Source organism: Parasutterella muris (genome assembly GCF_943193095.1).
In the GTDB taxonomy this organism is placed as follows: domain Bacteria; phylum Pseudomonadota; class Gammaproteobacteria; order Burkholderiales; family Burkholderiaceae_F; genus Parasutterella; species Parasutterella muris.
On the sequence record NZ_CALPCV010000008.1, the window covers coordinates 1 to 24,864 of the forward strand.

21 protein-coding genes and 1 other RNA gene are annotated in these 24,864 nt (G+C 53.6%); 16 read left to right on the plus strand and 6 right to left on the minus strand.

The genetic code is table 11. The annotated features are described in order from the left end of the window. Window positions 1-843: LysR family transcriptional regulator (locus NFR90_RS04330; RefSeq protein WP_251450957.1), on the minus strand; the 843-nt coding region annotated here is incomplete at its 3' end. 177 nt (window positions 844-1,020) lie between these two features. Between NFR90_RS04330 and NFR90_RS04335 the strand changes: the two genes are divergently transcribed. Genes NFR90_RS04335 through NFR90_RS04345 form a run of 3 tightly spaced genes read left to right on the plus strand, consistent with a single transcriptional unit; the run spans window position 1,021 to window position 4,686 of the window. Further along, window positions 1,021-2,451, plus strand: coding sequence for a lyase family protein (locus NFR90_RS04335; RefSeq protein ID WP_251450958.1), 1,431 nt, complete (start codon window positions 1,021-1,023; stop codon window positions 2,449-2,451). Between the two features lie 2 nt (window positions 2,452-2,453). After that, window positions 2,454-3,824: a C4-dicarboxylate transporter DcuC gene (dcuC, locus tag NFR90_RS04340; protein WP_251450960.1), complete on the plus strand. Its 1,371-nt coding sequence runs from the start codon at window positions 2,454-2,456 to the stop codon at window positions 3,822-3,824. Window positions 3,825-3,876: 52 nt separating this feature from the next. Beyond that, window positions 3,877-4,686, plus strand: a complete 810-nt coding sequence (locus tag NFR90_RS04345) for an SGNH/GDSL hydrolase family protein (protein WP_160334595.1) — start codon at window positions 3,877-3,879, stop codon at window positions 4,684-4,686. A 58-nt stretch (window positions 4,687-4,744) separates the two neighbouring features. Here the strand turns inward: NFR90_RS04345 and NFR90_RS04350 are convergent, their stop codons facing one another. The 5 genes from NFR90_RS04350 to NFR90_RS04370 all read right to left on the minus strand — a co-directional run bounded on the left by NFR90_RS04350 (window position 4,745) and on the right by NFR90_RS04370 (window position 10,562). Next, window positions 4,745-5,038, minus strand: coding sequence for a hypothetical protein (locus tag NFR90_RS04350; protein ID WP_160334596.1), 294 nt, complete (start codon window positions 5,036-5,038; stop codon window positions 4,745-4,747). Window positions 5,039-5,125: 87 nt separating this feature from the next. Next, the gene (locus NFR90_RS04355; RefSeq protein ID WP_251450962.1) at window positions 5,126-5,782 is read right to left on the minus strand and encodes a serine/threonine protein kinase; all 657 of its coding nucleotides are present in this window, start codon (window positions 5,780-5,782) and stop codon (window positions 5,126-5,128) included. Window positions 5,783-5,885: 103 nt separating this feature from the next. Further along, window positions 5,886-7,955 (minus strand): protein-disulfide reductase DsbD family protein, encoded by a 2,070-nt coding sequence (locus NFR90_RS04360; RefSeq protein WP_251450964.1) that lies wholly within the window; start codon window positions 7,953-7,955, stop codon window positions 5,886-5,888. Window positions 7,956-8,002: 47 nt separating this feature from the next. Then, entirely contained in the window at window positions 8,003-9,295 is a 1,293-nt protein-coding gene (gene hemL, locus NFR90_RS04365; RefSeq protein ID WP_251450966.1) for a glutamate-1-semialdehyde 2,1-aminomutase, read from the minus strand. 94 nt (window positions 9,296-9,389) lie between these two features. Beyond that, a complete protein-coding gene (locus tag NFR90_RS04370) occupies window positions 9,390-10,562 on the minus strand; it encodes an outer membrane beta-barrel protein (RefSeq protein ID WP_251450969.1) in 1,173 nt (390 codons plus the stop codon). Window positions 10,563-10,721: 159 nt separating this feature from the next. Here NFR90_RS04370 and rnpB point away from each other — a divergent pair. From rnpB to NFR90_RS04435, 13 genes are all read left to right on the plus strand, one after another. Further along, window positions 10,722-11,026, plus strand: an RNA gene (gene rnpB / locus NFR90_RS04375) — RNase P RNA component class A. A 151-nt stretch (window positions 11,027-11,177) separates the two neighbouring features. Continuing rightward, entirely contained in the window at window positions 11,178-11,606 is a 429-nt protein-coding gene (gene mraZ, locus NFR90_RS04380) for a division/cell wall cluster transcriptional repressor MraZ (RefSeq protein ID WP_160334601.1), read from the plus strand. A 15-nt stretch (window positions 11,607-11,621) separates the two neighbouring features. Continuing rightward, window positions 11,622-12,584, plus strand: coding sequence for a 16S rRNA (cytosine(1402)-N(4))-methyltransferase RsmH (gene rsmH / locus NFR90_RS04385; RefSeq protein ID WP_251450973.1), 963 nt, complete (start codon window positions 11,622-11,624; stop codon window positions 12,582-12,584). A gap of 2 nt (window positions 12,585-12,586) precedes the next feature. After that, window positions 12,587-12,892 carry a cell division protein FtsL gene (gene ftsL / locus NFR90_RS04390; RefSeq protein WP_160334603.1) on the plus strand — a complete coding sequence of 102 codons (306 nt, stop codon included), beginning with the start codon at window positions 12,587-12,589 and terminating at the stop codon, window positions 12,890-12,892. Further along, a complete protein-coding gene (locus NFR90_RS04395) occupies window positions 12,889-14,784 on the plus strand; it encodes a peptidoglycan D,D-transpeptidase FtsI family protein (RefSeq protein WP_251450975.1) in 1,896 nt (631 codons plus the stop codon). The genes ftsL and NFR90_RS04395 overlap by 4 nt, the downstream gene beginning before the upstream one ends. Beyond that, window positions 14,777-16,243: a UDP-N-acetylmuramoyl-L-alanyl-D-glutamate--2,6-diaminopimelate ligase gene (locus NFR90_RS04400; protein ID WP_251450977.1), complete on the plus strand. Its 1,467-nt coding sequence runs from the start codon at window positions 14,777-14,779 to the stop codon at window positions 16,241-16,243. The genes NFR90_RS04395 and NFR90_RS04400 overlap by 8 nt, the downstream gene beginning before the upstream one ends. Then, a complete protein-coding gene (locus tag NFR90_RS04405; RefSeq protein WP_251450979.1) occupies window positions 16,236-17,609 on the plus strand; it encodes a UDP-N-acetylmuramoyl-tripeptide--D-alanyl-D-alanine ligase in 1,374 nt (457 codons plus the stop codon). Before NFR90_RS04400 ends, NFR90_RS04405 begins: the two co-directional genes overlap by 8 nt. Before the next feature lie 2 nt (window positions 17,610-17,611). Next, window positions 17,612-18,775: a phospho-N-acetylmuramoyl-pentapeptide-transferase gene (gene mraY / locus NFR90_RS04410; RefSeq protein ID WP_160334607.1), complete on the plus strand. Its 1,164-nt coding sequence runs from the start codon at window positions 17,612-17,614 to the stop codon at window positions 18,773-18,775. A gap of 4 nt (window positions 18,776-18,779) precedes the next feature. Further along, entirely contained in the window at window positions 18,780-20,213 is a 1,434-nt protein-coding gene (gene murD / locus NFR90_RS04415; protein ID WP_251450981.1) for a UDP-N-acetylmuramoyl-L-alanine--D-glutamate ligase, read from the plus strand. Then, window positions 20,207-21,436: a putative lipid II flippase FtsW gene (gene ftsW / locus NFR90_RS04420; protein WP_160334609.1), complete on the plus strand. Its 1,230-nt coding sequence runs from the start codon at window positions 20,207-20,209 to the stop codon at window positions 21,434-21,436. The genes murD and ftsW overlap by 7 nt, the downstream gene beginning before the upstream one ends. Continuing rightward, window positions 21,433-22,521, plus strand: coding sequence for an undecaprenyldiphospho-muramoylpentapeptide beta-N-acetylglucosaminyltransferase (murG, locus tag NFR90_RS04425; protein ID WP_160334610.1), 1,089 nt, complete (start codon window positions 21,433-21,435; stop codon window positions 22,519-22,521). The genes ftsW and murG overlap by 4 nt, the downstream gene beginning before the upstream one ends. After that, window positions 22,518-23,912 carry a UDP-N-acetylmuramate--L-alanine ligase gene (murC, locus tag NFR90_RS04430; protein WP_251450983.1) on the plus strand — a complete coding sequence of 465 codons (1,395 nt, stop codon included), beginning with the start codon at window positions 22,518-22,520 and terminating at the stop codon, window positions 23,910-23,912. Before murG ends, murC begins: the two co-directional genes overlap by 4 nt. Then, complete coding sequence (locus NFR90_RS04435; RefSeq protein WP_251450985.1) at window positions 23,909-24,862, plus strand: D-alanine--D-alanine ligase; 954 nt, start codon at window positions 23,909-23,911, stop codon at window positions 24,860-24,862. The genes murC and NFR90_RS04435 overlap by 4 nt, the downstream gene beginning before the upstream one ends. The last annotated feature ends 2 nt before the right edge of the window (window positions 24,863-24,864 follow it).

The following is a 24,864-nucleotide window of genomic DNA, read 5'->3' on the forward strand; positions in this document are numbered from 1 at the left end:
GCGCCAGTTGGATTTCGTTGTTACGATAAAGCACTCGACCGGAGGGTGGTACCAGCCGGGGAGAATCGGTATCAGCTGTCCAGAGGCAATTTCTTGGGCACAGTGCAGAAGAGGGAGGTCAACCGCAATTCCGAGGCCGTCCAGAACGGAACGCTTAATCGCGAGAATATTCCCGACGCGCACGACTTTCTGCCATTTTATTTCTGTTTCTTCTTCTCCGTTCGAGAGCGTTTTAGTCGCATGACGGACAGTCCCGTCATAAAGCAGCACGGTATGCTGACTCAGCTCGCTCGGGTGCTGAGGCATACCGTATTTTTCTATGTATTGGGGCGAAGCGACCGGAACATAGACGTTTCTGCCGCGTGAGAATGAAATAAGTCGGGAATCGGTCGGTTTAAAGCTCACGACAGCGATGTCTGCTTTGTACTGAAGCACGTCAGCAAGGTTTCCGCCGCCGACAATATCAAACGAGATTTCCGGATACATGGAATTGAATTCCATCAGCATCGGCATCATGTAGCGTGTCACAAAGCCCGGCGCAAGAGAAAGGCGGATTTTGCCGTCGATTTGCGCGGAGCGCTGCGTCAGCTCGGCAATCATCTCCTGATGAAGTCGAATGACATGAATCGCGCTCTCATAAGCGGCGCTGCCGACTTCAGTGAGCTGAAGCGGCCGCATATTGCGTTTAATCAGATCCTGCCCCAGAGCCGTTTCAAGCGATGAGACCGCCCGTGAAACGGTAGAAACTTCGACATCAAACTCTGCAGCGGTATCAGAGAAGTTTCTGGTTTTGCAAAGACTGCAAAACATACGCCATGCGCTGAGATCATCCAGTTTTGACATTTACTTTCCTCTAGTTAGGTAAAAGAATGATAAAACATGCAGTTGCGAGCAATCATGATAAATACGCAATTACTTTGCGAATTACGCAAAATTCAATTTCTCTTTTTGCATGGGCTTGTCAAAGAAAAAATTTCAGAATGTAAATAAGAAAATCAAATCAAACCCGGAGAAAACAGAATGTCCCTTAGAGACGAATTTTTCTGGCTTGGAGAAATTAACAAAGCCACGCTTGTTATTAATTCACGCCAGGGTCTTCTTCCCATGCCGATCGCGCTGGAAGCCGCCAAGGCTTTGCGCGAAGTACTTGCAGACGGGGAGGCCGATCCGACAAAACGCGCAAAGACATATATCACCTTTGAGCCGCTGATGCTGAAGAAAGCCGGTCCTGAGATCACTTTGATGCATGCCGGCCGTTCAAGTCAGGATATGCACGCGACTTACAGATCGGCTCTTCTGAGAGATCACGTTCTTGAAGTCTATAACGCGCTCGACACTGTCAAAGAAACACTGACAGCGCTTGCCGACAAGAACCGCGAAACAGTGGTTCCGAACTACACCAACGGTGTTGCCGCTCAGCCCAACAGCCTTGCGCATTATTTCCTTGCGTTCCTCGCCGGATTCAATCGTGACGCAGAAAAGATGAGACAGTTCTACGCACGCCTTGACCGCTGCCCGATGGGAAGCACGGTGCTCAACGGCACCTGCTGGCCGCTTGACCGTAAAGCGATGGCTGAACGTCTTGGCTTTGCCGCTGTCGCGGAAAACGCTTATGACGCGACACAGGTTGGTCAGAGCGATCTGCCCTGCGAATTCGCTTCTATCCTTGCGGGCATCTGCCTGCACATCAATGTCTTCCTTGAAGACCTGATGGTTCAGTATGCTCAGGCTCGTCCCTGGATGCTGCTTCAGGAAGGCGGAGACAATACTTACGTTTCTTCCGCGATGCCGCAGAAACGCAATCCGGGTCTGGTCAACAACTGCAGAACCGAAGCTTCAAGCGTTATCGGTGAAGCTCAGGCTGAAATTTTCCGCGCTCATAACCTGCAGAGCGGCATGATTGACCCGAAGACACAGGGTCACAACGGTGCACTTGCTCAGCATGCGGTTAAGACGCTCACGATGTTCAACCGTGTCCTTAACGCTCTGGTCATCAACAAAGACCGCGCTCTGGAAGAGCTGAACAGTGACTGGACCGCCAGTCAGGAAGTTGCCGACCGTCTGATGAAAGAGTACGGCGTGCCCTTCCGCATCGGTCACCACGTCGCGAGCAAGATGGTGGGCTACGCGAGGGCCAACAACATTCTTCCGCTTCAGTTCCCGCATGAAAAGATGCGTGAAATCTACCGCGAAGTTATTGAAACCGAATATCCGGAAGGCAATCCCGAACTTCCGATGAGTGAACAGGAGTTCAAGGATGCGTTAAATCCTGTCTCTATCGTTCACAACAGAAAGACTTTAGGCGGTCCGCAGCCTGAAGAGCTCCAGCGCATGCTTGCCGAACAAGCAGCCGAAAACAAGCTCAGCAGCGACTGGGCGGAGCAAAAATCCCAAGCTATTGCAACAAGCCTCTCAAATCTGGATCAAGAATTTAACAAACTAGGAGAATAAACATGACTGCCTTACTCCCTTGGTTCGCCCTAGTAGTGACACTGCTAGCAGGCTGGGCCATTATTAAACGAATGTCGACCTCAATGGTTCTGCTTTTTGCAGGTCTCGCGATGATTGGTTTCGCTGTTGTCTGCGGCGTTACCGGTTTCCTTCCCAAAGGTGTCAAACCGTCGGGCTTCGTCCTTTTCGACATTTTTGACCTGCTTCGCTCGATCGCGACCAAACAGGTTTCCGGCATCGGCTTCCTGATTATGGTTGCCGGCGGCTACGCTGCCTACATGGACCGTATCGGCGCTGCCCGCGCTCTGGTTAAGGTCTGCGTCAAACCGCTTAACGCGCTGTCCTCTCCGTACCTCGTTCTGGTTATGGGTTACTTCATCGGCCAGTGTCTGGTTACCGTGATTCCGAGTGCTGCCGGCCTGGCGATGCTTCTCCTGGTTGCGCTCTTCCCGATTCTTACTGGTGTCGGCTGCTCTCCGGCTGCCGCATCTGCTGTCATCGGCACATCCGCCGGTATGACCTTAGGGCCGGCCGCGGGTACTGCAAACCTTGCAGCTAAAGTTGCTGATCTTGATCCGATCATTTACTTCGTTCAATGCCAGCTTCCCGTTGCGATTCCGACTCTGATTGTTGTTGCTATCTGCCACTATTTTGTTCAGAAGTACTACGACAAGAAGAACGACGACGTCTATACTGAAGCCATCCTGACTAAGAAAGACGACGATCGCCATGTTCCCGCTTGGTATGCGATTCTTCCGGCTCTGCCCATCTTCCTGATGATTATCTTCAGCAAGCTGGTTTATTCCGCTGTCAAACTGAACACGATCTCCGCTCTCCTTCTGGTTTGGGTCTTCACAATCCTTGTTGAACTTATCCGTCGTCGTGATGTTAAAGCAGTCCTTGCTGACGGTGCCTTCATCTTCAAAGCCATGGGCGGTATGTTTGCATCCATCGTCGCGCTGATCATCTGTGCCGAGTTCTTCGCTACAGGTCTGAAAGTGACAGGTCTGATCGGTGCTCTGATTGCTCACGCTCAGAACCTTGGTCTCGGCGCCAATGGTATGACAGCTGTTCTGACTGCTGTTGTCGGTATCGTAACATTCCTCACTGGTTCCGGTGTCGGCGCGTTCTCGAGCTTCGCTGCTCTCGGACCTGAAGTTGCCGGCGGCTTAGGCGGAACAGTCTCTGCCTTCGTTACTCCGATGCAGTTTGCTTCCGGCATGCTTCGCGCCATGTCTCCGGTTGCAGGCGTTATCATCGCGGTTGCCGGTGCTGCCGGTGTCTCCCCGATGGCTATCGTACGCCGCACATGGATCCCGATGATCGCCGGCATGATCACCGTCATGATCGCCGACTTCGTCTTCCTGAGCTAACTCCGTTACTCCAAGGCCCCGCAAGGGGCCTAAATTAAATAAGGATCGAACTATGAAGAAACTTTTAATTTCTGCGCTTTTCCTGGCAGCTGCCTCAATGAGCGTTAACGCGCTGGAAACGGATGTTAAGCCGACAGTTACCGACATCAAAAATCACAATCCTAAAACCGGCTTAATCGTCGGAAACTCCTACAGCTTCTACAACTGCGGTGTTCACGGCTATCTGCGCGGTCTGACCAGAGAAGATAAACGCGATTGGAAAGCCAGAATCATTACGATCAGTTCCGGCAGACTTTCCTATCATGACGTTCCGCAGTATATGGGTCCGCACGAGATGGATCCGTACGCAAAATTTGATGATAAGAAAGAGCTGATCAACCCGATGTTTGACGTCGTTGTCCTGCAGGGCATGTCGTCCGAACCGATCGCTGCTAAGAGCATCCCCACTTTCAAGAAGTATCTGAAGGAACATGTTGAGACCATTAAAGCGAAAGGCGCAGAACCGATCGTTGTCGTGACTTGGGCCCGTCAGGACAAGCCGGAAGACACAAAGCGTCTTGCCGATTCCATCATTTCCGAAGCGAACGCCAACGGCGCAATCGCTCTGCCTGTCGGACTTGCTTTTGCTGAAAGTCTGAAGCGTCGCCCCGATCTTCTGATGCATCAGAAGGATAAGAGCCATCCGACAGCTGCCGGTTCTTACCTGTACGGCGCAATGCTCTACGGTCTTCTGTTCAAGAAGAGCCCGGTCGGCATGAAGTATCCCGGCGAATGCGAAAAGCCGCTCAAGCCTGAAGACGCAAAGCACCTGCAGCAGGTTGCTTGGGACGTTCTGACAGAGTTCTACGGCTGGAAAAAATAAAGAATCCCCTTAAAAATTAACTCCTCCTCCTAACGAGTTTTGGTCTTTAGGCGCAAGTCTAAAGACCGTTTTTTAATGCGCATTGGGGAAGATCGACGGTATCAGGCAGGGAAGTCTTTTTTGCGAGCGAGAGGTGAACAAGGCTCATTGCAGTTGAAGGCCAGATGAGGGAGAGCCACTTCGGAGGTTCCTTGTGAAAAACAGCGTCGTAATCTTTCAGCGCGCTTCTAAGGCCTTTTTTGCTGTTGTCTGAAGTGTATCCGTTCTGCTGCAGCATTCTTGTCAGCATTTCATTGAAATCCAAACCGGAAGAGATGCGATTTGCAAAGCCGGCTTCATCAAGTTCCTGCATATTTAATTCCTCACAAGAGAATCACATCATAAAAGAAAGACTCCGCAAAAAGCGGAGGCCGGACCTAGTTTGATCGTTTAGGCGTGATTACTGCTGCTGAGCCGGAGCATTCTGCGCAGGCGCTGTGTTTTGCTGAATCGGAGCCTGCGGATCAACTGTCTGCGGCACCATCATCATGCCACCCATCATCGGGACCTGAATCATAGGAATTGCGTCAGGCGGCATCGGAGCTGACTGAGCCGCGGCAGGAGCCTGGGGCATAGGCAGTGTCAGTGGAGCAGGCTGAACCTGAGGCATGGGCTGAACCTGAGGCATGGGCTGAACCTGAGGTGTAGCTTGTTCCGGAGCAGGAGTCTGCGCCTGCGGCATAGACGGTGTTATCGGTGCAGCCTGAACCGGAGCGGCGGGCGCAGCGGCATTAGGAGCATGGTGAGCGGTCTCACTCGGCAGCTGCATCAGCACGCCAAGCTGGCCGGAAATATAGCCTAAGGCGATCAGAGACTGATCTCTTGACATCGGAATGCCGTACTGCTGTGCTCGATTCATTAGGAAATTTGAGGCGCTGTTAATTTCAGCCTGATCGACCGGAAATTCACCAAACTTCATCCGTCCCATAGATGCGAGCTTTGCAATCGTAGACGTAGCAGGATTAAGCGTAATAGGCGCTTCTTGAGCGTTTACGGAGAAGGTCATAGTAAGAGCCGCGGCGCAAAGGCAAGCGGCTGTAAGTTTTCTAAAAGACATACAATCCTCCATATCAGATGGTACGGACTGTACTCCGTAGAAACCCTAACGCAATAGACCGGACGTCGAATTTACCCAAAGTGATATTGTAAATTTATAAAAATCAATTAGATGGAAGTTTATCTAAAGCTTCAATCACAATGTTTTTTGTAAGCAATTCCGGCAAAACCGTCGTTTTTCCGTCAGGTGAGTAGAGGATATAAAGAGGGACTCCGCTTCGGCCGAAACTTTCGAGCGCCTGTGTGATATCCGGGTTTTGATTGGTCCAATCGGCAACGAGAAAGACGACGCCGTGCTGTTTAAAGGCTTTGCGAATGTCCTCACGATCGAGTACAGCAATCTTGTTTGCCTGGCACGTGACGCACCAGGAGGCAGTAAAGTCCACGAAAACAGGTTTGCCTGCTTTCAGAGCGTTTTCGACTGCCTGAGGCGACCAGGCGTCTGCGGCCTGAACCGCGGCATCGGGCTGCCTAAAGAGCGGAGAGGATGCGGCTGCAAAGAGAAGTACGGCGCAGGCAGCGCTCAGAACGATCGGCAGTTTGGCCGTTAAAAGTGAGAACTGCAGTTTTCCATACAGGAAAAGACAGACGCAAAGAGAGATGACGGCCGCGATGTACAGCACAAGCGCAGTGAAGCTGACCTGCTGGGAGAGAACCCACAAAAGCCAGATCATCGTCAGAAGCATCGGGATCGCCATCAGCTTTCTGAAGACGTTCATCCATGCGCCCGGTTTCGGCATCCAGGCGGTAAGCACCGGGAAGAGAGAAAGCACAAGCCAAGGCAGGCTCATGCCAAGCCCAAGCGCAAGGAATACAAAAATAGATTCCCGGATCGAAGCGGTAAGCGCGTAACCGAGCGCAGCGCCCATGAAAGGAGCGGTACAGGGAGAGGCTGCGACAACCGCCAGAACGCCGGTCGCGAAACAGTTCAATAAAGAGTTGGAGTAACTTCCGCCGCTGACGCGGACGCAGGAAAATTCAAACCAGCCGAGCAGATTGACGCTAATGGCCGCAAAAATCACGGCAAGCGAAGCGACAAAGATCGGAGACTGCAGCTGGAAGCCCCAGCCGACAGAAATACCGGCGCTCTTGACCGCAATGAGTACGCCTGCAAGAACCAGCATGGTGAGCAGAACACCGAGTGTGAAAACCACGCCGTGAAGCGGCAGATTGATGCGCTGACGATCCTGTACCAGACTGAGAATTTTGAGCGAGAGTACCGGAAAGACGCACGGCATGACGTTAAGGATCAGACCGCCGATAAAAGCCATGGCGACTGCGAGCCAAGAAGAAAGGCCGGTCTGCGGGGTGTCGTCTGAAACAGTGGGGGCGGCAACCGTACCGCTTTCAAGAGGGACGGAAAAAGATCCGGCCCAGCCGCCTTTTAGAGGACCTCCGTCGGCAGCGAACACGCCGGAGAATTGAGAACCGGCTTTGAGCTCATCCGTACCCTGAAGCGTCACGGAGATTTTGTCAGCAGAGCGGGATACGGACTGCGGAGCGCCGTATACAACAACAGAGTCGTCGCCCTCGGCGAAGACATAAAAATGATGAAACGGTTCTGTGGATTTGAAAGTTACGCGCACCGCATGCGTCTTGGGATCGAAAACGCCGGAGGCGTCTGAGAGAGGGCTCGGCATTGCGGTATGAGACGCCTCAAAGAGCGTACTTGCCTTTGTTGCACCGCCGTCTTTGTCCGCGACCTGAACGGCAAGCGTCAGACTCGCTTTGCCGGGAACACACTGGTCTGCACACATCAACCACGAAACTTCGGCTTTAATGTCCTGAACGGAACCGACTTTTGCGCTTGCGGGAACAGAGATACGGACCGGCAGAAGCACTTCATCGCCGTAGCCGTAATTGACGAGATCGCCGATCTTAAAGACGGCAGGTGTCGGCCAAAGAATCTCAGAGGCGTGCCATCCCTGCGGGAGCGACCATTGAATTCGGGTAGGAAGTCCGGTGTCGCCGGTGCTCTTCCAATAAGTGTGCCATTTGCTGTCATGCCTGAGTAAAAGGCCGATTTCGAATTCTGTGCCCGGAACGGCGTCGTGAAAACGACTGACCAGTTCGGCCTGAACGGGCTCCGGTTTTTTCCACGGCTGGGCCTGAACGCTCAGACCAATGAAGAAAAGGGATAAAAACAGAAGTCTAAGGAGGCGAAGAAATGACATACAAAAGACAGGAAGCCGCGGGGCGGGGCCCCGCGGAGAGTGTGAGATTAACCGTGGACGCGCTTGACTTCAGCAAAGGCTTTGTCAGCGGCCTCAAGTGTGCGGGCAATGACGGAATCGTCATGCGTAATGGAGACAAATCCGGCCTCGTAGATGCTCGGGGCTAAATAAACTCCGTTATCAAGCATGGCGTGGAAGAACGTTTTGAAGCGTTCGCCGTCGCATTCCATCACTTCTTTAAAGGAAGTGGGGCAGGAGCCGCGGAAATAGATACCAAACATGCCGCCCATGCTCTGAGCAGAGAACTGCACGCCGTGTTTTTTGGCGGCTTCGCCGAGACCGCGGACTAACTTGGCTGCCTGAGCGGAAAGGCGCTTGTAGAAGTCAGGAGCCTGAATTTCCTTGAGAGTTGCAAGACCGCAGGCAACCGCGACCGGGTTTCCGGAGAGAGTTCCTGCCTGATAGACGGCGCCGAGCGGAGCGACACAGTTCATGATGTCACGTTTGCCGCCGAAAGCCGCGACGGGCATGCCGCCGCCGATGACTTTGCCAAACATAGTGATGTCCGGATCAATACCGTAAACTGACTGAGCGCCTCCCAGCGCGACTCGGAAACCGGTCATGACTTCGTCAACGATAAGAACCGCGCCGTGCTTAGCGGTCTCTTCACGCATCGCGTTGAGGAATTCCTGCGTGGCGGGAACCATGTTCATGTTGCCGGCAACGGCTTCGACAATCACGCAGGCGATTTCGTCGCCCTGCTTGTCAAAGAGTTCTCGAATCATCCGCGGATTGTTGTATTCGAGGACGATGGTGTCGTTTGTGACGGCTTCAGGCACGCCGGCTGAGCTCGGAGTGCCGAAGGTGAGCTGACCGGATCCGCCCTTAACCAGTAAAGAGTCGCTATGGCCGTGGTAGCAGCCTTCGAATTTCACGATCTTATTTCTGCCGGTGTAGCCGCGGGCGAGACGAATCGCGCTCATACCGGCTTCCGTGCCGGAAGAAACCAAACGAACTTCCTCAATGGAAGGAATCAGTTTTTTAATTTCTTCAGCGATCAGGACTTCGGCCTTGGTCGGTGCGCCGAAACTTAAACCGTTATCGACGGTGTGTTTGACGGCTTCAATTACCTTAGGATTGTTATGACCGAGAATCATGGGGCCCCAAGAGCCGATGTAGTCGATATAACGTTTGCCTTCAATGTCAAACATATGCGGTCCGAGCGCCTTTTCAATAAAACGCGGCGCGCCGCCAACCGAACGGAATGCGCGAACAGGTGAGTTCACGCCGCCGGGAATTGATTCTTGGGCTCTGTCAAAAAGAACCTCGTTCTGGTCCATAACGCTTCTCCAGTGCATTGATTAAATAAAAAATAGCGTCCTTGTGTGGACGCTATCCTAAATGAAAAAGATAAAGATATCCTTAAAAAATTCTTTAGAAGGCCAGACCGACCGCAATTTTGAATGTCGCAGGCGAGGGCCTCATTGAGTAGGAAGAATCCGCCGTGTGTGTTTCATAGCGCGGGAACGCTAAGTCCACACCGCCGGTGATATGCAGGTTCTTAGTGATAGCGTAAGTGCCGCCCGCCTGCACCACGGGAGAGAAATCTCCTTTGTGGTAGCTGGTTCCTGCTTCAAATTTAGAACCCTGAAGTCGGAAATAGCCGGCACCGATGCCCGCATAGAGCTTGACGGAATCGGAAGCCTGCATATGGTACTGAGCGGTGAGCTGGTAGCCTCTGAGCTTGAAGCTGCCGATTTGGCGTCCCTGAGAGCGCACCTTTTGCTCTGCCGACTGTGTAATGCCGAAGTCGAGTGCCCAATGCGGCGTTACAAAGAATCTGATACCGCCGCTGTAGGCGCCTTCGGAAGTGGTTGTCGCGTTATGCGGCATTCCCTTCATGTCGTTTTTCTGATAGCCGCCGCCTGCATAAATCAGGAAACGGTTGGAGAACAGATTGTTGCTCGAGAAATCCAGACTCTTGTTTCCCTTGGCGTCGGTCGCGTAGTTGGCAAAGAAGAAAAAGATGTTGCTGAACGGAACATACGTGCCGTAGATAGAAAAAGCGTCGGTACCGAAACCGAGGAGCGGTAGCGGGGCCGGGAACGGGATCCACTTATAGTCACCGCGGGCGGTAATGCCGAGAGTGTAGCCGGCTTCAGCGTAGAAGTCCGAATTTCCGAGCCGCCATCTTGAGAGCCATCCGTAACCGAGGAACGGCTCGATATTGCTGTGCGAATCGGAAAACGCCATCGCGTAAACAATTCTGCGGTTGCCGCGATCATCAATGAAATTCCGTGTGACGCCGCCGCCCCAGGTATAGCCGTTTTCGTTGCGGCGTTTTGGTGTCTTATAGGCCCAGCCCGGGTGAATGGTATAGGCAGGCAGAATGAGGCCATCGGTGCCTTCAAAGAAGATCTTCTTAAATCCGCTCCAGCTGTCCGAGACGTAGCTGTCGGTTCTGTCCTCTGCTGACAGGGCGCCCGCAGGGAGCGTATCCAGAATCGCGTCCCAGGCAGAACGGTCTGCAGCGCCTGCGGGAAAAACTACACCCGCCAATAAAGCGCCGAAAAGATAGTTAGAAATTTTATTTTTCAGTTCAGGCATTTAGTAATGCAGTTATTTATGGGGTCACAAGCTTTGATAATTCTAATAAAAAAAAGCGTATCAACTCGTTTTTTCAGCCGATGGAAAGCATTTTGAGTGTTTATTTATTGACAAACCGGTTGCAAAAAAAACAAAAGGTCTCTAAAGTGTCTTGCGCGCGAAGTCTGTCGGGCGATCGCAGGGGAGAAAGACCTCCGAGGAAAGTCCGGACTCCATAGGACGGTGTAGGAGGTAACGCCTCTCCGCCGCAAGGCGAGGATTAGAGCTACAGAGACGAGCCGATTTAGTTCGGGTGAAACGAGCAATCTCTACACGGAGCAACATCAAATAGGCAGCTGCTGACCCTGTCCGGCGAGGCTGCGGGTAGATGGCTCGATCCCAAGGGTGACTTTGGGACTAGATGAATGACCGCCAAGGCGTTTTTCAACGCTGAACAGAATCCGGCTTATAGACGGACTTCGCGCTCTCTTCACTCTTTAATTCGTCTCATTCCTTCTCATTAATTAGGCGAGGAAAATCCAGTTTGGGCTTAGGTCTCCAATAAGTGGAGAAAAGTGGGAAAAAGTGGCTAAAATTATGCTTACATATTTGCAGTTAATTTAGACGAATTTTCTCGTGTTCCAAGGCTCGCCACACCTCTCTCTTGACGCAAAAGGGCGTCTGTCTGTGCCTTCTCGTTTTCGGAAGACACTGGCCGAGCTGTGTGCCGGGCAAATGACATTTACCCGCCATCCGGACGGCTGCGTGCTGCTGTATCCCAGACCGATTTGGGAGCAGAAAAAGAAAGAACTTCTGGCGCTGCCTTACGGGGCCCGTTTCTTCCAGCGCATTGTAATGGGCAGTGCCGTTGACGTGGATATGGATGCGAGCGGGCGCCTTCTGGTGCCTTCCGAACTTCGTTCGGTCTGCGGTTTGTCAAAAGAGATCGTGCTTGTCGGGTTGGGTTCTCATTTTGAGCTTTGGGATGCTGAAAAGCTGGAGCAGTGCGAGAAGCAGGCTCTGAACGAGGATATGTCTGCGATTACTGCCGCTTTTAATTTTTAAAGAGTCAGCGAAATCGTGCAGTTAAAGGAGTTTAAGCATCAGCCTGTTCTGGCAAAGGAATCTCCGGACGCTTTGGTGACGCAGCCGGATGGAGTGTATATCGACGGGACTTTCGGTCGAGGCGGACACTCGCGCCTGATTCTCGAAAAGCTTAGCAGCAAAGGCCGGCTGATCGCATTTGACAGGGACCCGCAGGCAGTTGAGGCGGCAAGAGAGATCGCTGATGAACAGTTTTCTATTATCCATGCGCCTTTTGCGCAGATGAAAGAGGAACTTGCCAAGATTGGCGTTGAACGTGTGGACGGCGTGTTTTTAGATATCGGAGTCTCGAGCCCTCAGATCGATGATCCGGAGCGCGGCTTTTCGTTCCGCTTTGACGGTCCTTTGGACATGCGTATGGACACATCGAGCGGTCAGACCGCGGCTGAATGGATCGCAAAAGTCGATGTCGGAGAAATGACCCGCGTATTTAAGGAATACGGCGAGGAGAAATTCGCAACCAAAGCGGCCCGAGCGATTGCGGCCGCTCGAGACGCAAAACCGATTGAAACCACAAAGCAGCTTGCCGACATCATTGCGCAGGCTTTGCCAAGAAATAAAAAGGATTTAGGACAGCACCCTGCGACACGTATCTTCCAGGCGATACGCATTCAGGTGAATCAGGAACTCACACAGCTTTGCGAAGCTTTGGAAGCGGCCGGTTCTCTGCTGAATCCCGAAGGTGTGCTCGCGGTCATTTCGTTTCATTCGCTCGAAGACAGAATCGTAAAGCGTTTCTTTGAGGCGGCGCACAACCCCGCATCCAAACTTGATCCGAGGCTGCCGCTGCTTCCCGAGCAAATGCCCGCACCGCTCTTTGAGCGCCCCAAACGCGTCCTTCCGTCCAAGGAAGAATGCGAGGAGAATCCACGCGCCCGAAGTTCAGTGCTTCGCTTTGCCGTCAGAACGGAAGCTCCTTGGCCCGAGGGAGGCGTCTGAAGATGAAAGAGTTTAAGTTTTTGATCTTCGTGATCGTCCTTCTGGAGCTCACTCTGTTTGTCTGCGGCTTTATGGTTGTGGACAACCGTCACAACGCGCGCAGGCTTTTCATTGAGCTTGAGCGCGAACAGCAGATTCATCATTCGCTCAGAGATGAAGAGGCCCGTCTGCGCCTTGAAGTCTCAACACTTGAGCAGAGCCGACAGATAGAAACCAAGGCCAAGGAAAAAGGATTGGCGCCGGTCACCAACGAACAGGTCGTGATTTTGGAACACGGCTCGTCCGAGCATAAAGGAGGCGGCCGGTGAAAATTACTCAATGGTTCAGGGATCTGTGGGACAACATCTTTCTGCCCACCGAAGAAAGACGCGGCAATGATGACAGCGTCAAGGATCTCCTGCGCCTGCGAATTCCGCCCGGCCGAAGCAAGTTCCTGCACTTTGTTCTGCTGTCGCTTTTTTTAGTACTGGGCGCCCGACTGGCATATCTCCAGCTCGGATTTAACACGGAGTTCCTGCAGAAGCAGGGCGCGATGCGCTTTCAGAGAACGATCGAGGTGCCTGCCCGCCGCGGTCTGATCTTGGATAGAAACGGCTCGGTACTAGCGACGAGCGTTCCGGCAAAAGCATTGTGGATCATCCCTCAGGATGTGAAGATTACGGCCGAGCAAAAGAAAGAGCTCAGCAAAACCTTAGGGGTCCCGCTCTCGGAACTCACGAAGAAAATCAATTCCAAGCGAACTTTTGTGTATATCAAACGTCAGGTCCCGCTTGATGTCGCAGACCGTCTTCTCGCAATGAAAATTCCGGGGCTACACTCGACACGCGAATTTCTGCGCAGCTATCCGGACGGCGAGTCCGAGGCTCAGATTGTCGGTTTGACCGGTCTGGAAGGCAACGGTATCGAGGGAATTGAATTGGCGGCTGAAAAACGCTTGGCCGGGACGGCCGGCTCACGCCGCGTGCTCAAGGACCGTCTCGGACGAATTATCGAGGATGCATGGATTAAAGAGCCGCAAAACGGCGAAGACATCATGCTTACCATCGATTCGAGACTGCAGACCATGGCCTATGAGGCACTTGCGCGTCAAGTCACCGCGCTTCAGGCAAAGGGCGGTGCGATCGTGATCGCTGATCCGAAGACGGGCGATATTCTGGCGCTCGCCAACTATCCGAGCTTTGACCCGAACTCCCGCTCTAAGATTACGCGCGCCGGTGTCCGCAACCGCGCGATCGTCGATACCTATGAGCCGGGTTCAACAATGAAGCCGTTCTCTGTCGCGGCGGGTCTCGAAGAGAAGAAGGTCACGCCGAACACTCTGTTCCAAATCGGTCGATCCATGTCCTTCGGACGACACTCAATCGGCGACTCGCATTACAGCAAAGAGCTGACGGTATCGGGAATTATTCAGCAGTCAAGCAATATCGGAACGTCTAAGATCGCGCTGCTGATGCCGCCGCAGACTATGTGGAACTACTACGACAAACTCGGATTCGGTCATGCGCCGCATATCGGATTTCCGGGCGCGGTCGCAGGCAGACTTCGTCCGCCAAAGAGCTGGAAGCCGATTGAGCAGGCTACGATGTCCTACGGACATGGCGTCACAGTGTCTCTTCTGCAGCAGGTCCGCGCATACACCGCGTTCGCGCGCAACGGAGACATGATCGAGCTTTCCATCTATAAGAATCGGGAGAGCAAAGAACCGCAGCAGGTTTTCAGTCCGAAAACGACTCAGGAAATGCGTAAGATGCTCGCGACCGTTGTGGAAAAGGGCGGTACCGGCGTGCGTGCCCGAGTCAAGGGATATACAGCCGCAGGCAAAACTGGCACCGCGTACAAGGTTGAAGGCGGTCTCTACGTCAAAAAATATGTCGCCGGATTTGCGGGTTACGCTCCGGCGCACGATCCGAAGATCGTTGTCGGCATCATGGTTGACGAACCGATGAAGGGAAAGCACTACGGCTCTACCGCCGCGGCTCCGCTCTTCTCGGAAATGGTTTCAAAAACGATGCATTTGATGGGCGTTATTCCGGATCGTCCCGAGGATTTTGCAGTGGCGATCGGAAAACCGACAGGAAAAGTTAAAACCGCTCAGGCCAAAACGGGCTCAAAAGGCGCGCCGAAAGTAGCGGAAAAGAAGGATAAGAAACGTCAGATCGGCGCTGTCAAACCCGTTTCAGCAGGAAAAGAAAATGGTTGAAGAAGCAGAAGTCTCAAAGTGGATTAAAGAAAAAGCGGGGCCGAAGGCCTCGTTGTATTTAGACAGCCGCCGCATTCAGCCTGGGGACGTGTTCTTCGCGGTTTGCGGCACGCACACCGACGGCCGCAAGTTTGTTGCTAAGGCGGCCGAGCTCGGGGCGAGCTGCGCGGTTGTCGAATCCGTTGCTCACTTCAAGGCCGAGATCCCGTTTACTGAGGTTTGTGACTTATACAAAAAATGTGGCGCAATCGCTTCCGATTACTACGGAAACCCAAGTCAGGCGATGTACGGGTGCGCGGTCACCGGAACGAACGGCAAAACGACAACGGCTAACTGGATTTCCGAGCTTTTTACAAAGCTTGGCAAACCGTCCGGATGCATCGGAACGCTCGGCTGCACCTGTCAGGGAGAGCCTCTGCCGTCGGTGGCAATGACGACACCCGATCCGCTCACGGTACAGAAATTGTTTGCCGAGTTAAGAGACAGAGGCTGTGAGGCGTTTGCGATCGAGGCAAGTTCCATCGGCCTTGAACAGGGGCGTCTCAGAGGAGCCGCTTTCAAGGTCGGCATCTTCACCAATTTAACCCGAGACCACCTGGATTACCACGGCGATATGGAGCACTACGCCGAAGCTAAGGAAATTCTCTTTAGCTGGCCTGGGCTTGAGTATGCTGTGATCAACTTTGGTGATCCTGCTTCTGAACGTATGGCGCAGGCCGCGCTTCGCACCGGAGTCAAAGTTTTCTCCGTCGGCATCTCGCAGGAAGCGAAATATGATTTGACGGCCTGCAATGTCCGCCATGCGCGTGAAGGACTGAGCTTTGATTTGGTGTTTGAAGGACGCGTGAAGCACGTCACGACACGCCTTCTCGGAACATTTAATATCGAGAACTTTTTGTGCGCGGCGGCCCCCTGTATTTTGAGCGGTTTTGATTTTGAGCTTGTCTGTGAAACGGCTCAGAACTTAAATCCGCCTGCCGGCCGAATGCAGACGGTCACCGCGGAAGACGGCCTGCTTGCGGCGGTGGATTATTCCCATACGCCGGACGCGATTCTCAAGGCGCTTGCCGCATTGAGAGAGCTTGCGGAGGTCAGAGGCGGCAGACTGAAGATTGTTGTCGGCGCCGGCGGCGATCGCGACAGCGGAAAGCGTCCTCTGATGGGACGCGCGGCATGCGAAGCCGATGAAATGATTTTTACGAGCGACAATCCGCGAAGCGAAGACCCGATGCTTATTTTGCATGAGGTCTGTGCGGGCGCGGTAAAGCCGTATCGGATGATTGAGGATCGAGCAGAGGCCATACGAGAGGCCGTCCGCAGCTCATCTTCCGACGATGTGATCCTGATAGCCGGGAAAGGGCATGAGGATTACCAGGAGATACAGGGTGTCAAGCACCATTTCTCCGATGCGGAACAAGCCCGCAGCGCAATGATGGAATTTAGGAAAAAGCATGAATGAAGTATTAATGACGATAGGCGAGCTTGCCGAGATGCTCGGCGCCAAAGAGAGTTTGCGCGGCTCGCCTGCGGTGAAGTTTTCATCCGTACATTTTGACTCGCGCAAAATCGAGCCGAACGGACTTTTTTTCGCGATTAAAGGCGAAAATGACGGCCACGAGTATGTGCAGAACGCGGCAGACGCGGGCGCGGCAGCGGCCGTGGTTGACCATTATGTGCCGGTCAGCATCCCTCAGCTGCTGGTGAAGGATACTCGAGCCGCTCTGCTGAAGTCTGCCGCGGGATGGCGTCAGCGCTTTAATATTCCTGTTATCGCGGTCGCCGGCTCCAACGGAAAAACCACGACGACGCAGATGATTCTCTCGATTCTGAAGAATCGATACGAACCCGGAACTTGGGTCGGTACCGAAGGAAACCTCAACAATGACTTAGGCGTTCCTCTGATGCTCTGGCGTCTGCGCAAAGAGCATGAGATCGCCGCGTTTGAAGTCGGCATGAATCACATCGGAGAAATGAAGCCGCTTGTTCAGGCGGTCTCTCCGACTATCGGCACGGTCACAAATACGATGCGGGACCATCAGGAGTTTCTTGCCTCGCTTTCAGAAACCGCCAAGGAAAACGGCGAAGTTTTTGCCCAGCTGCCAAGACAGGGAGTCGCCGTCATTAATGCGACCGACCCCTTTGCGATTGAATGGCGAAAGATGGCGGGCAATCATCGCGTGGTCACGTTCGGAACGGAAGACAGCGATGTTTACGCCATTCCGAAAAGTGAAGACGAATTTTTGCTCGTTACGCCGGTCGGCCGAATCAGCATCAAGCTGAAAGTGAGAGGCGCGCATAACTTCATGAACGCGGTGAATGCTTCGGCGGTTCTGTTTGCGCTTGGGCGTGATCTAGTCGATATCAAGAACGGGCTGGAAAAATTCGAGCCGGTTCGCCACAGAGGTGAAAGCTGTGTCCTTGAGGACGGAACCGTGCTGATCGATGACAGCTACAACGCCAATCCGGATTCCATGCTGGCTGCGGTCCGGCTGCTTAGTCAGTATCCGCAGAAAAAGATCTTTGTCGCGGGCGACATGGGCGAGCTTGGCGCGCAGAGTCCGCAGTTCCATAAGGAGCTCGGAGAGGTGATTCGGAACGCGGGTATCGCGCATTTCTTCTGTGTCGGCAACCGCATGATGGACGCCGCAGAAGGGTACGGAGAAGGTGCCCGTCACTTTGACTCAATTGAAGAGCTTGAAGAAGGACTACGCGAGGAGATTGTCAAAGAACCCTGCGTGGTTCTCTTTAAGGCGTCGAACTTTATGAAGCTTTATCAGCTGGCGGACCGTATTCGTCAGAATCCGCCGAAGAAGGAAGGTGCTTAATTATGCTGCTTGCACTGACGCAATGGATGAACGAGACCCTTGGCTGGGGCTGGCTCAGAGTTTTTAACTATCTGACTTTCAGAGCCGTCTTTGCCGCGCTGACCGCGTTCTTTATCGGACTGCTGCTCGGGCCGAAAGTTATTCGTGAACTGAAACTTCTCAAAATCGGTCAGGCGGTTCGCTCATACGGTCCGAAGTCGCATTTAGTCAAGGACGGAACGCCGACAATGGGCGGCATCCTGATTTTGATTGCTGTGGGCGCTTCCACGCTTTTATGGATGGATTTAACCAACCGATTTGTGTGGGTGGTGCTTTTCGTGACGCTGAGTTTAGGCGCGGTCGGCTGGAGTGACGACTACCGCAAAGTGGTTCATCACAATCCGGAAGGCATGAGTTCAAGAGAGAAGTATTTCTGGCAGTCACTCATCGGTATCACGGCTTCGGTTTACCTCGCTTTTGCGGTCGCCGCTCCGGGCAATGACCATATCTGGCGTCTCGTGCTGGATTGGGTTTCGAGCGGTTTTACATCGATACCGCTCCCGGAAAGGAGCGGTCTTTTGATTCCTTTCCTCAAAGGCGTGTCTCTGCCGATCGGAATTTGGGGCTTTATTGTTCTGAGCTACTTTGTGATTGTCGGAACCAGCAACGCGGTCAACCTGACAGACGGTTTGGATGGATTGGCGATTCTGCCGAGCGCGCTCGTCGGTATCGCGCTTGGCATATTTGCTTATGTCGTCGGGCGCGTTGACTATGCCTCTTATTTGAATTTCCCGTATGTTCCGGGCGCCGGAGAAGTGGTGGTGGTCGGAGCCGCGCTGATTGGGGCGGGCTTGGGCTTTCTCTGGTACAACGCCTACCCGGCGCAGGTCTTTATGGGCGACGTCGGCGCGCTCGCCTTGGGCGGCGCTCTGGGGACGATGGCGATCATTACGCGCCAAGAGCTTGTGCTCTTCATCATGGGCGGCGTTTTTGTCATGGAGACCGTCTCCGTGATCCTGCAGGTCGGCTATTTCAAGATGACGCACGGCAAACGAATTTTTTTAATGACGCCGATTCATCACCACTTCGAGATGAAGGGGTGGAAAGAGACACAAGTAGTGGTCCGCTTCTGGATTATTACGATCGTGCTCGTACTTATCGGATTGTCTTCTCTCAAGATCAGGTAGTGTCATGGATACAAAGCGTACAGCGGTAATTCTCGGTGTCGGGGCTTCCGGCAAAACAGCCCTGCGGTTTTTAGCCTCCCGCGGCTGGCGCGTGTGCGCGGCCGACACCCGGACAAATCCTCCGGGATTGGAAGAGCTGAAGAAAGAAATACCCGCACTTGAGTATGTCGGCACGGACTTGAATGAACGCCTGATCGACAAAACAGATCTGGTCGTGATTTCTCCGGGCCTCTCTCCCGAGTATTCGTCCTTTGCGCCATTTATTCGCGCGGCCAAAGACAAAGGCATTGAGGTGGTCGGGGAGATCGAGCTTTTTGCTCGGGAGCTGATTCGTCTTCGTCATTTCCGCGGATACCGTCCGAAGATCATCGCGATTACCGGAACAAACGGAAAGACGACAACAACCATGCTCTGCGCCCATATTGTCGAGGAGGCCGCAAAGAGTGTCTGTTTCGCGGGCAACGTCGGCCCCAACGCGCTCGGCGAATTGGACCGTCTGCTGAAAGAGAACAAATTGCCGGAGTATTGGGTGCTTGAGCTCTCGAGTTTCCAGCTGGAGACGACTTCAAGTCTGCACTGCGACAGCGCGGCGCTTTTAAATGTCACGGAAGATCATCTTGACTGGCACGGCTCTATGGAGAAATACGCGGCAGCCAAGAGAAAAATCTTCTCAGAGGATACTGTACGCGTGCTCAACCGTGAGGATCCGCTTTCCATGCTGTCCGCCGAGGGCGTTGACCGCTCGCTGGTCCGCACGTTTGGCGCCGATGAGCCCAAAGCGCTCGGTGAATACGGTATCAGCACTGTGGGCGTGATTGAATGGCTTTGCGCCTGTCAGGATTCGGTAAAGCCGACTCTGATGATTCCTGTCAACGCTTTAAGAATCCGCGGACGGCACAACGCGATGAACGCGCTTGCGGCATCCGCGCTGACGGCCGCGGCTGGCATTGACGAGGCGGCGATTTTACGCGCGCTTCGAGACTACAAGGGAGAGCCGCACCGCGTGCAGCTGATGCTGAGCTCCTCCGGCATTGATTATGTGGACGACTCCAAGGGCACGAATGTCGGTGCGACGGCTGCCGCACTGAAGGGATTCGGTCGGGGAAAAGTTGTCATTATTCTTGGCGGCGATGGGAAAGGCCAGGATTTCGCTCCGCTTAAAGAGGCAATCGCCGAGCACGCCAAAGCGGCCGTCTTTATCGGCCGGGACGCCGCTCAGATTGAAAAAGCGGTTGATACGCCCGAACTTAAAAAGGCGCACGCCAAAAACATGGAAGAAGCGGTGCGTCTGTGCAGAGGTTTCGCTCAGGCCGGTGACACGATTCTTTTGTCACCCGCATGCGCAAGCTGGGATATGTTTAAAGATTATGCGGATCGGTCTCGTCAGTTTGTCGTGGCCGCTGAAGAAATCGCTCGTGAGGAAGGACAGTTGTGCTGAGAAGAAAAGAGAAGGATCGCGATGAGATCGCTACCCGAATCGGCGACAGCAGTGTCGGGATCATAACCTACGACACCGAGCACAGAATCGGTCCGATATCGACCGATTACGGTATTTTATTTGCCGTTTTCTCGCTGATGGTTATCGGTTCTCTGATGGTTTTTTCCGCGTCCGTCTCTCTTTCCGATTCGCCGAAGTATGCGACGACGGAGACGCACTTCTTTATTCGCCACATGATTTCTCTTGCCGCAGCGCTGATCTGCGGTTATGTCTGCTGGCACATTCCGATGAAAGTTTGGAGAAGGTGCGCGCCAGTTCTGTTTTGTCTGGGCGTTCTGTTGCTCATCGCCGTATTTGTGCCGGGGGTCGGCCGAAAAATTAACGGCGCATCCCGCTGGATTCCGCTGGGAATTCTGAATCTTCAGGTGACCGAGGTCATGAAGATCGCGGTGCTGCTTTACGCCGCGGACTTTACTGTGCGCAAGATTAACTACATGCACAGCATTAAAAAGGGCTTCCTTCCGCTACTGCTCGTCATGGTCTTGGTCGGGTTTCTTGTTTTGAAGGAACCTGACCTCGGTGCTTACTTCATGATGCTTGCTATTTCGATGGGCATTCTTTTCCTCGGCGGCATTAGCATTTGGATTTTCTTCTCAATCCTGATCGGCGGCTTTGTGCTGATCGCGACCATGATCATGGCGGCCAGTTGGCGCGCGGCTCGTTTCTTCGCATATCTGGATCCTTGGGAAATCTCCAATGCCCAGGGAAAGGCTTATCAGCTTTCGCACTCGCTGATTGCTTTCGGACGAGGAGAAGCCTTTGGCGTCGGTCTCGGCGACGCGATCGAAAAACAGCATTATTTGCCTGAGGCGCATACCGACTTTATTCTTGCGATTATTGGTGAGGAGCTGGGCTTTGTCGGCGTGGTCGTTATTTTGTGCCTCTTCTTCTGGATTGTTCGCCGTGCGATTGAAATCGGAAGACAGGCGATTCATCTGGAGCACTTTTTCTCAGGACTTGTGGCTCAAGGCATCGCGATTTGGTTCGGTATTCAAACCTTTATTAACGTTGGCGTCGCAAGCGGTCTGCTTCCGACTAAGGGCCTGACGCTGCCCTTTGTCAGCTTCGGCGGGTCCGCGCTTTTGTCGTGCACAGCGGCGGTCGCGATTCTGCTTCGCGTCGACTATGAAAACAAGGTGACAATGCAGGGAGGAAAGATATGAGCAAACATCTCGTCATTGCGGCTGCCGGCACCGGCGGTCATGTCATGCCCGGCATTGCGGTAGCTAAAATACTGCGTTCCCGCGGCTGGACCGTTTCCTGGATCGGAACGGAAAAAGGGATGGAGCGGCGCTTAGTTGAGCGCTACGGGATTCCATTTCACGCGTTCGATTTCCAAGGGCTGCGCGGCAAGGGTCTGAAGACAATGCTCTTTGGCGGCTTCAAGCTGCTTTCGTGTATTGGCAAAAGCCGTACGATCCTGAGCGGGGAAAATGCCGATGTCGTTTTTTCGACAGGCGGCTATATTGCGGTTCCGGTTTGTCTTGCCGCAGGTCTCAAGGGCGTTCCGTATGTTTTGATGAACAGTGACGCGGATCCGCTCCTGAGTATCAAGATGGTTCAGGGCAATGCCGCGGGTATCATGTGCGGGTTCGACGGCAAAGCGGCGAAGCTTGCGGGAGATCGAGGCGTCGTGAGCGGCAACCCGGTTCGTCAGGAAATTCTGAACATTCCCGAGCCTCAGGAGCGATATGCGGGCAGGACCGGCAGACTGAATCTGCTTGTCTTCGGCGGCTCTCTGGGCGCGCAGGTCTTTAACGAGCGGATACCACCGGCGATTGCCATGATCCCGCCCGAGGAGCGGCCTAATATTGTGCATCAGTGCGGCATCAAGGCGGTTGAATCGGTGAAGGCGCTCTATAAGGAGCTTGGGGTTGAAGCTGAAGTGGTACCGTTTATTGACGACATGGCTAAAGCGTATCAGCAGGCAGACGCGGTGATTGCGCGGGCCGGCGCGATCTCCGTGAGCGAGCTGACCGCCGCGGGCGTGCCTTCTATTTTGGTGCCGCTTGTGACTAAGACCACATCGCATCAGGTTGGCAACGCCGAATATATGCAGCAGGCGGGAGCGGCGATTTATCTGCCGCAGAGTGAGCTGCAGCCGCAGAAGCTAAAGGACATCCTTTGCGGATTGAATCGTGAAAAACTGCTGAGCATGGCAGAGAAGGCCAAACGTCTCGGCAAACCGCAGGCGGCGGAAACCGTCGCGGATTTTATTGAATACATTGCTAGAAAGGAAGCAAAGTGAAATTTTCCGTCAAGAAAATGCACTTCGTCGGAATCGGCGGAACCGGAATGAACGGGATCGCCGAGGTGATGATTAATCTCGGATATACCGTTTCAGGCTCAGATCTGAAAGAGAACGCCGCAATTGAACATTTGCGCTCGCTTGGCGCCGAGATTTATATCGGGCATCAGGCTGAAAATGTCGGTGACGCCGGCGTGGTGGTGACTTCCACCGCGGTTCACGCGGAAAACCCCGAAGTCGTCGAGGCAAAAAAACGCAATATTCCGGTGGTCCCCAGAGCCATCATGCTTGCCGAACTGATGCGTCTTCGTCAGGGCATCGCGATCGCGGGCACCCATGGCAAGACCACAACGACATCTCTGATCACCAGTATTCTGAGCAAAGCCGGCATGGATCCGACCTTTGTGATTGGCGGAAGACTTAACGCGGCCGGTTCCAACGCCAAGCTTGGTCAGGGCGCCTATATTGTTGCCGAGGCCGACGAATCCGACGCATCATTTTTGAATCTGAATCCGGTCATTTCCGTTGTCACCAACATTGATCAGGATCACATGGATACTTACCATCACGATTTGGGCGAGCTGAAGAAAGCCTTTACGGATTTCGTGATGCGTCTGCCTTTTTACGGCAGAGCCGTGATGTGTATTGAGAGCGAGAATGTGCGCTCGATTCTGCCCAACATTTCCAAGCCGGTTCTGACGTACGGTTTTCGTCCCGAAGCGCAGATTCGCGCGACGAATATTCGCGCAGAAGGGACGAGTATGGTCTTTACGCTGGAGCGTGACGGGTTTGAAGCTGAAGAGTTCACCGTCAATCTACCCGGCGAGCACAACGTTCTGAACGCGCTTGCCGCGATTGGCGTTGCGCTGACGCTTGACATCAGTCTTGAAGTGGTCAAAGAGGCGCTCAAGGAATTTACCGGTGTCGGCCGTCGTTTTTCTGTTTGGGGCGAAGCGGAATCATCCAAGGGAAGCCGCTTTACGGTTGTTGACGATTACGGTCACCATCCGACCGAAATGGCTGCCACGATTGCGGCGGCCAGAGGCGCATACCCGGGCAGACGTCTCTTTGTGGCGTTTCAGCCTCATCGCTACTCCAGAACTCGGGACTGTTTTGAGGATCTGGTGCGCGTGCTTTCCAAAGCCGACGCTCTGGTTCTTGAATCCGTTTACCCGGCCGGGGAAGAAAGAATTATCGGAGCGGACAGCCGCAGTCTGTGCCGCGCGATTCGTCTCACCGGAAAAGTGGAGCCGATGTTTGCCAATGACAACAAAGAGGCTCTGGAGCTGATTGACAACAATGTTCGTGACGGAGATGTGCTGCTTGCCATCGGCGCCGGAAACATTGGTGAGCTGCCCGCAAGGCTGATGAAGAAAAAGGTTAACAAATGAGAAATATTGATCCGAAAAGTTTAGGTAAGGTCGCGGTCGTTCTCGGCGGCACTTCCGGAGAAAGAGAAGTCTCCCTTATGAGCGGTAGCGGCGTCTATAACGCTTTAATCGAGGAAGGCGTTGACGCGGTCAAATTTGATCCGAAAGAGGAAAGCCTTGAACGTCTGGCGGAGATGAAGCCCGACAGAGTGTTCATGATTCTGCACGGCAAGGGCGGAGAGGACGGTATTTTCCAGGGCGTTCTCGAATATATGAAGCTGCCCTATACCGGCAGCGGCGTGCTCTCGAGCGCGATTTCGATTGACAAGAACATGACGAAACTCGTCTGGGCGAGCGCGGGAGTTCCGGTTCCGCGCGGCATGATTCTTTCAAACCGAGCCGACTGCGCGCTCGCGCTGAAAAATCTCGGATCGAATTTAGTCATTAAGCCGAACAAAGAAGGCTCGAGCATTGGACTTTATAAGCTGAAGAACGCGGATCTTGCCGCGGTTGAGGACGCATACAGCAAAGCGGCTGAAACTGGCATGCAGGTGCTTGCAGAAGAATTTGTTGAAGGACGCGAGCTGACAGTTGGCGTACTCGATAAAGGTGAAGGCAGAGGCCTTGAAGCAATGCCGATTATTGAGATCAAGGCGCCTAAAGGCGATTACGACTTTGAGCACAAGTATTACTCGGATGAAACGGTTTACGTTTGTCCGGCGGAAATCTCCTCAGAAAAGACAAAAGAGATTCAGGACGCAGTGGTGAAGGCTGCCAATCTGGTACGTGCCTCAGGCTGGAGCCGTATCGATGTCATGCTTCGCGAGGACGGCTCCTTTGCGCTGCTTGAAATCAACACAGCCCCCGGCATGACGCCGCACTCTCTGGTGCCGCTTGCTGCGCGCACGGAAGGCATCTCTTACGGCGAACTCGTGAAACTTGTCGCCGCGGGCGCTTCACTTAAGGGTTAGGG

Coding starts and splice junctions, on each gene's coding strand:
- NFR90_RS04335 (WP_251450958.1), top strand. CDS start 1,021: ATGTCCCTTAGAGACGAATTTTTCTGGCTTGGAGAAATTAACAAAGCC.
- dcuC (WP_251450960.1), top strand. CDS start 2,454: ATGACTGCCTTACTCCCTTGGTTCGCCCTAGTAGTGACACTGCTAGCA.
- NFR90_RS04345 (WP_160334595.1), top strand. CDS start 3,877: ATGAAGAAACTTTTAATTTCTGCGCTTTTCCTGGCAGCTGCCTCAATG.
- NFR90_RS04350 (WP_160334596.1), bottom strand. CDS start 5,038: ATGCAGGAACTTGATGAAGCCGGCTTTGCAAATCGCATCTCTTCCGGT.
- NFR90_RS04355 (WP_251450962.1), bottom strand. CDS start 5,782: ATGTCTTTTAGAAAACTTACAGCCGCTTGCCTTTGCGCCGCGGCTCTT.
- NFR90_RS04360 (WP_251450964.1), bottom strand. CDS start 7,955: ATGTCATTTCTTCGCCTCCTTAGACTTCTGTTTTTATCCCTTTTCTTC.
- hemL (WP_251450966.1), bottom strand. CDS start 9,295: ATGGACCAGAACGAGGTTCTTTTTGACAGAGCCCAAGAATCAATTCCC.
- NFR90_RS04370 (WP_251450969.1), bottom strand. CDS start 10,562: ATGCCTGAACTGAAAAATAAAATTTCTAACTATCTTTTCGGCGCTTTA.
- ftsL (WP_160334603.1), top strand. CDS start 12,587: ATGAAAGAGTTTAAGTTTTTGATCTTCGTGATCGTCCTTCTGGAGCTC.
- NFR90_RS04400 (WP_251450977.1), top strand. CDS start 14,777: ATGGTTGAAGAAGCAGAAGTCTCAAAGTGGATTAAAGAAAAAGCGGGG.
- NFR90_RS04405 (WP_251450979.1), top strand. CDS start 16,236: ATGAATGAAGTATTAATGACGATAGGCGAGCTTGCCGAGATGCTCGGC.
- mraY (WP_160334607.1), top strand. CDS start 17,612: ATGCTGCTTGCACTGACGCAATGGATGAACGAGACCCTTGGCTGGGGC.
- murD (WP_251450981.1), top strand. CDS start 18,780: ATGGATACAAAGCGTACAGCGGTAATTCTCGGTGTCGGGGCTTCCGGC.
- murG (WP_160334610.1), top strand. CDS start 21,433: ATGAGCAAACATCTCGTCATTGCGGCTGCCGGCACCGGCGGTCATGTC.
- NFR90_RS04435 (WP_251450985.1), top strand. CDS start 23,909: ATGAGAAATATTGATCCGAAAAGTTTAGGTAAGGTCGCGGTCGTTCTC.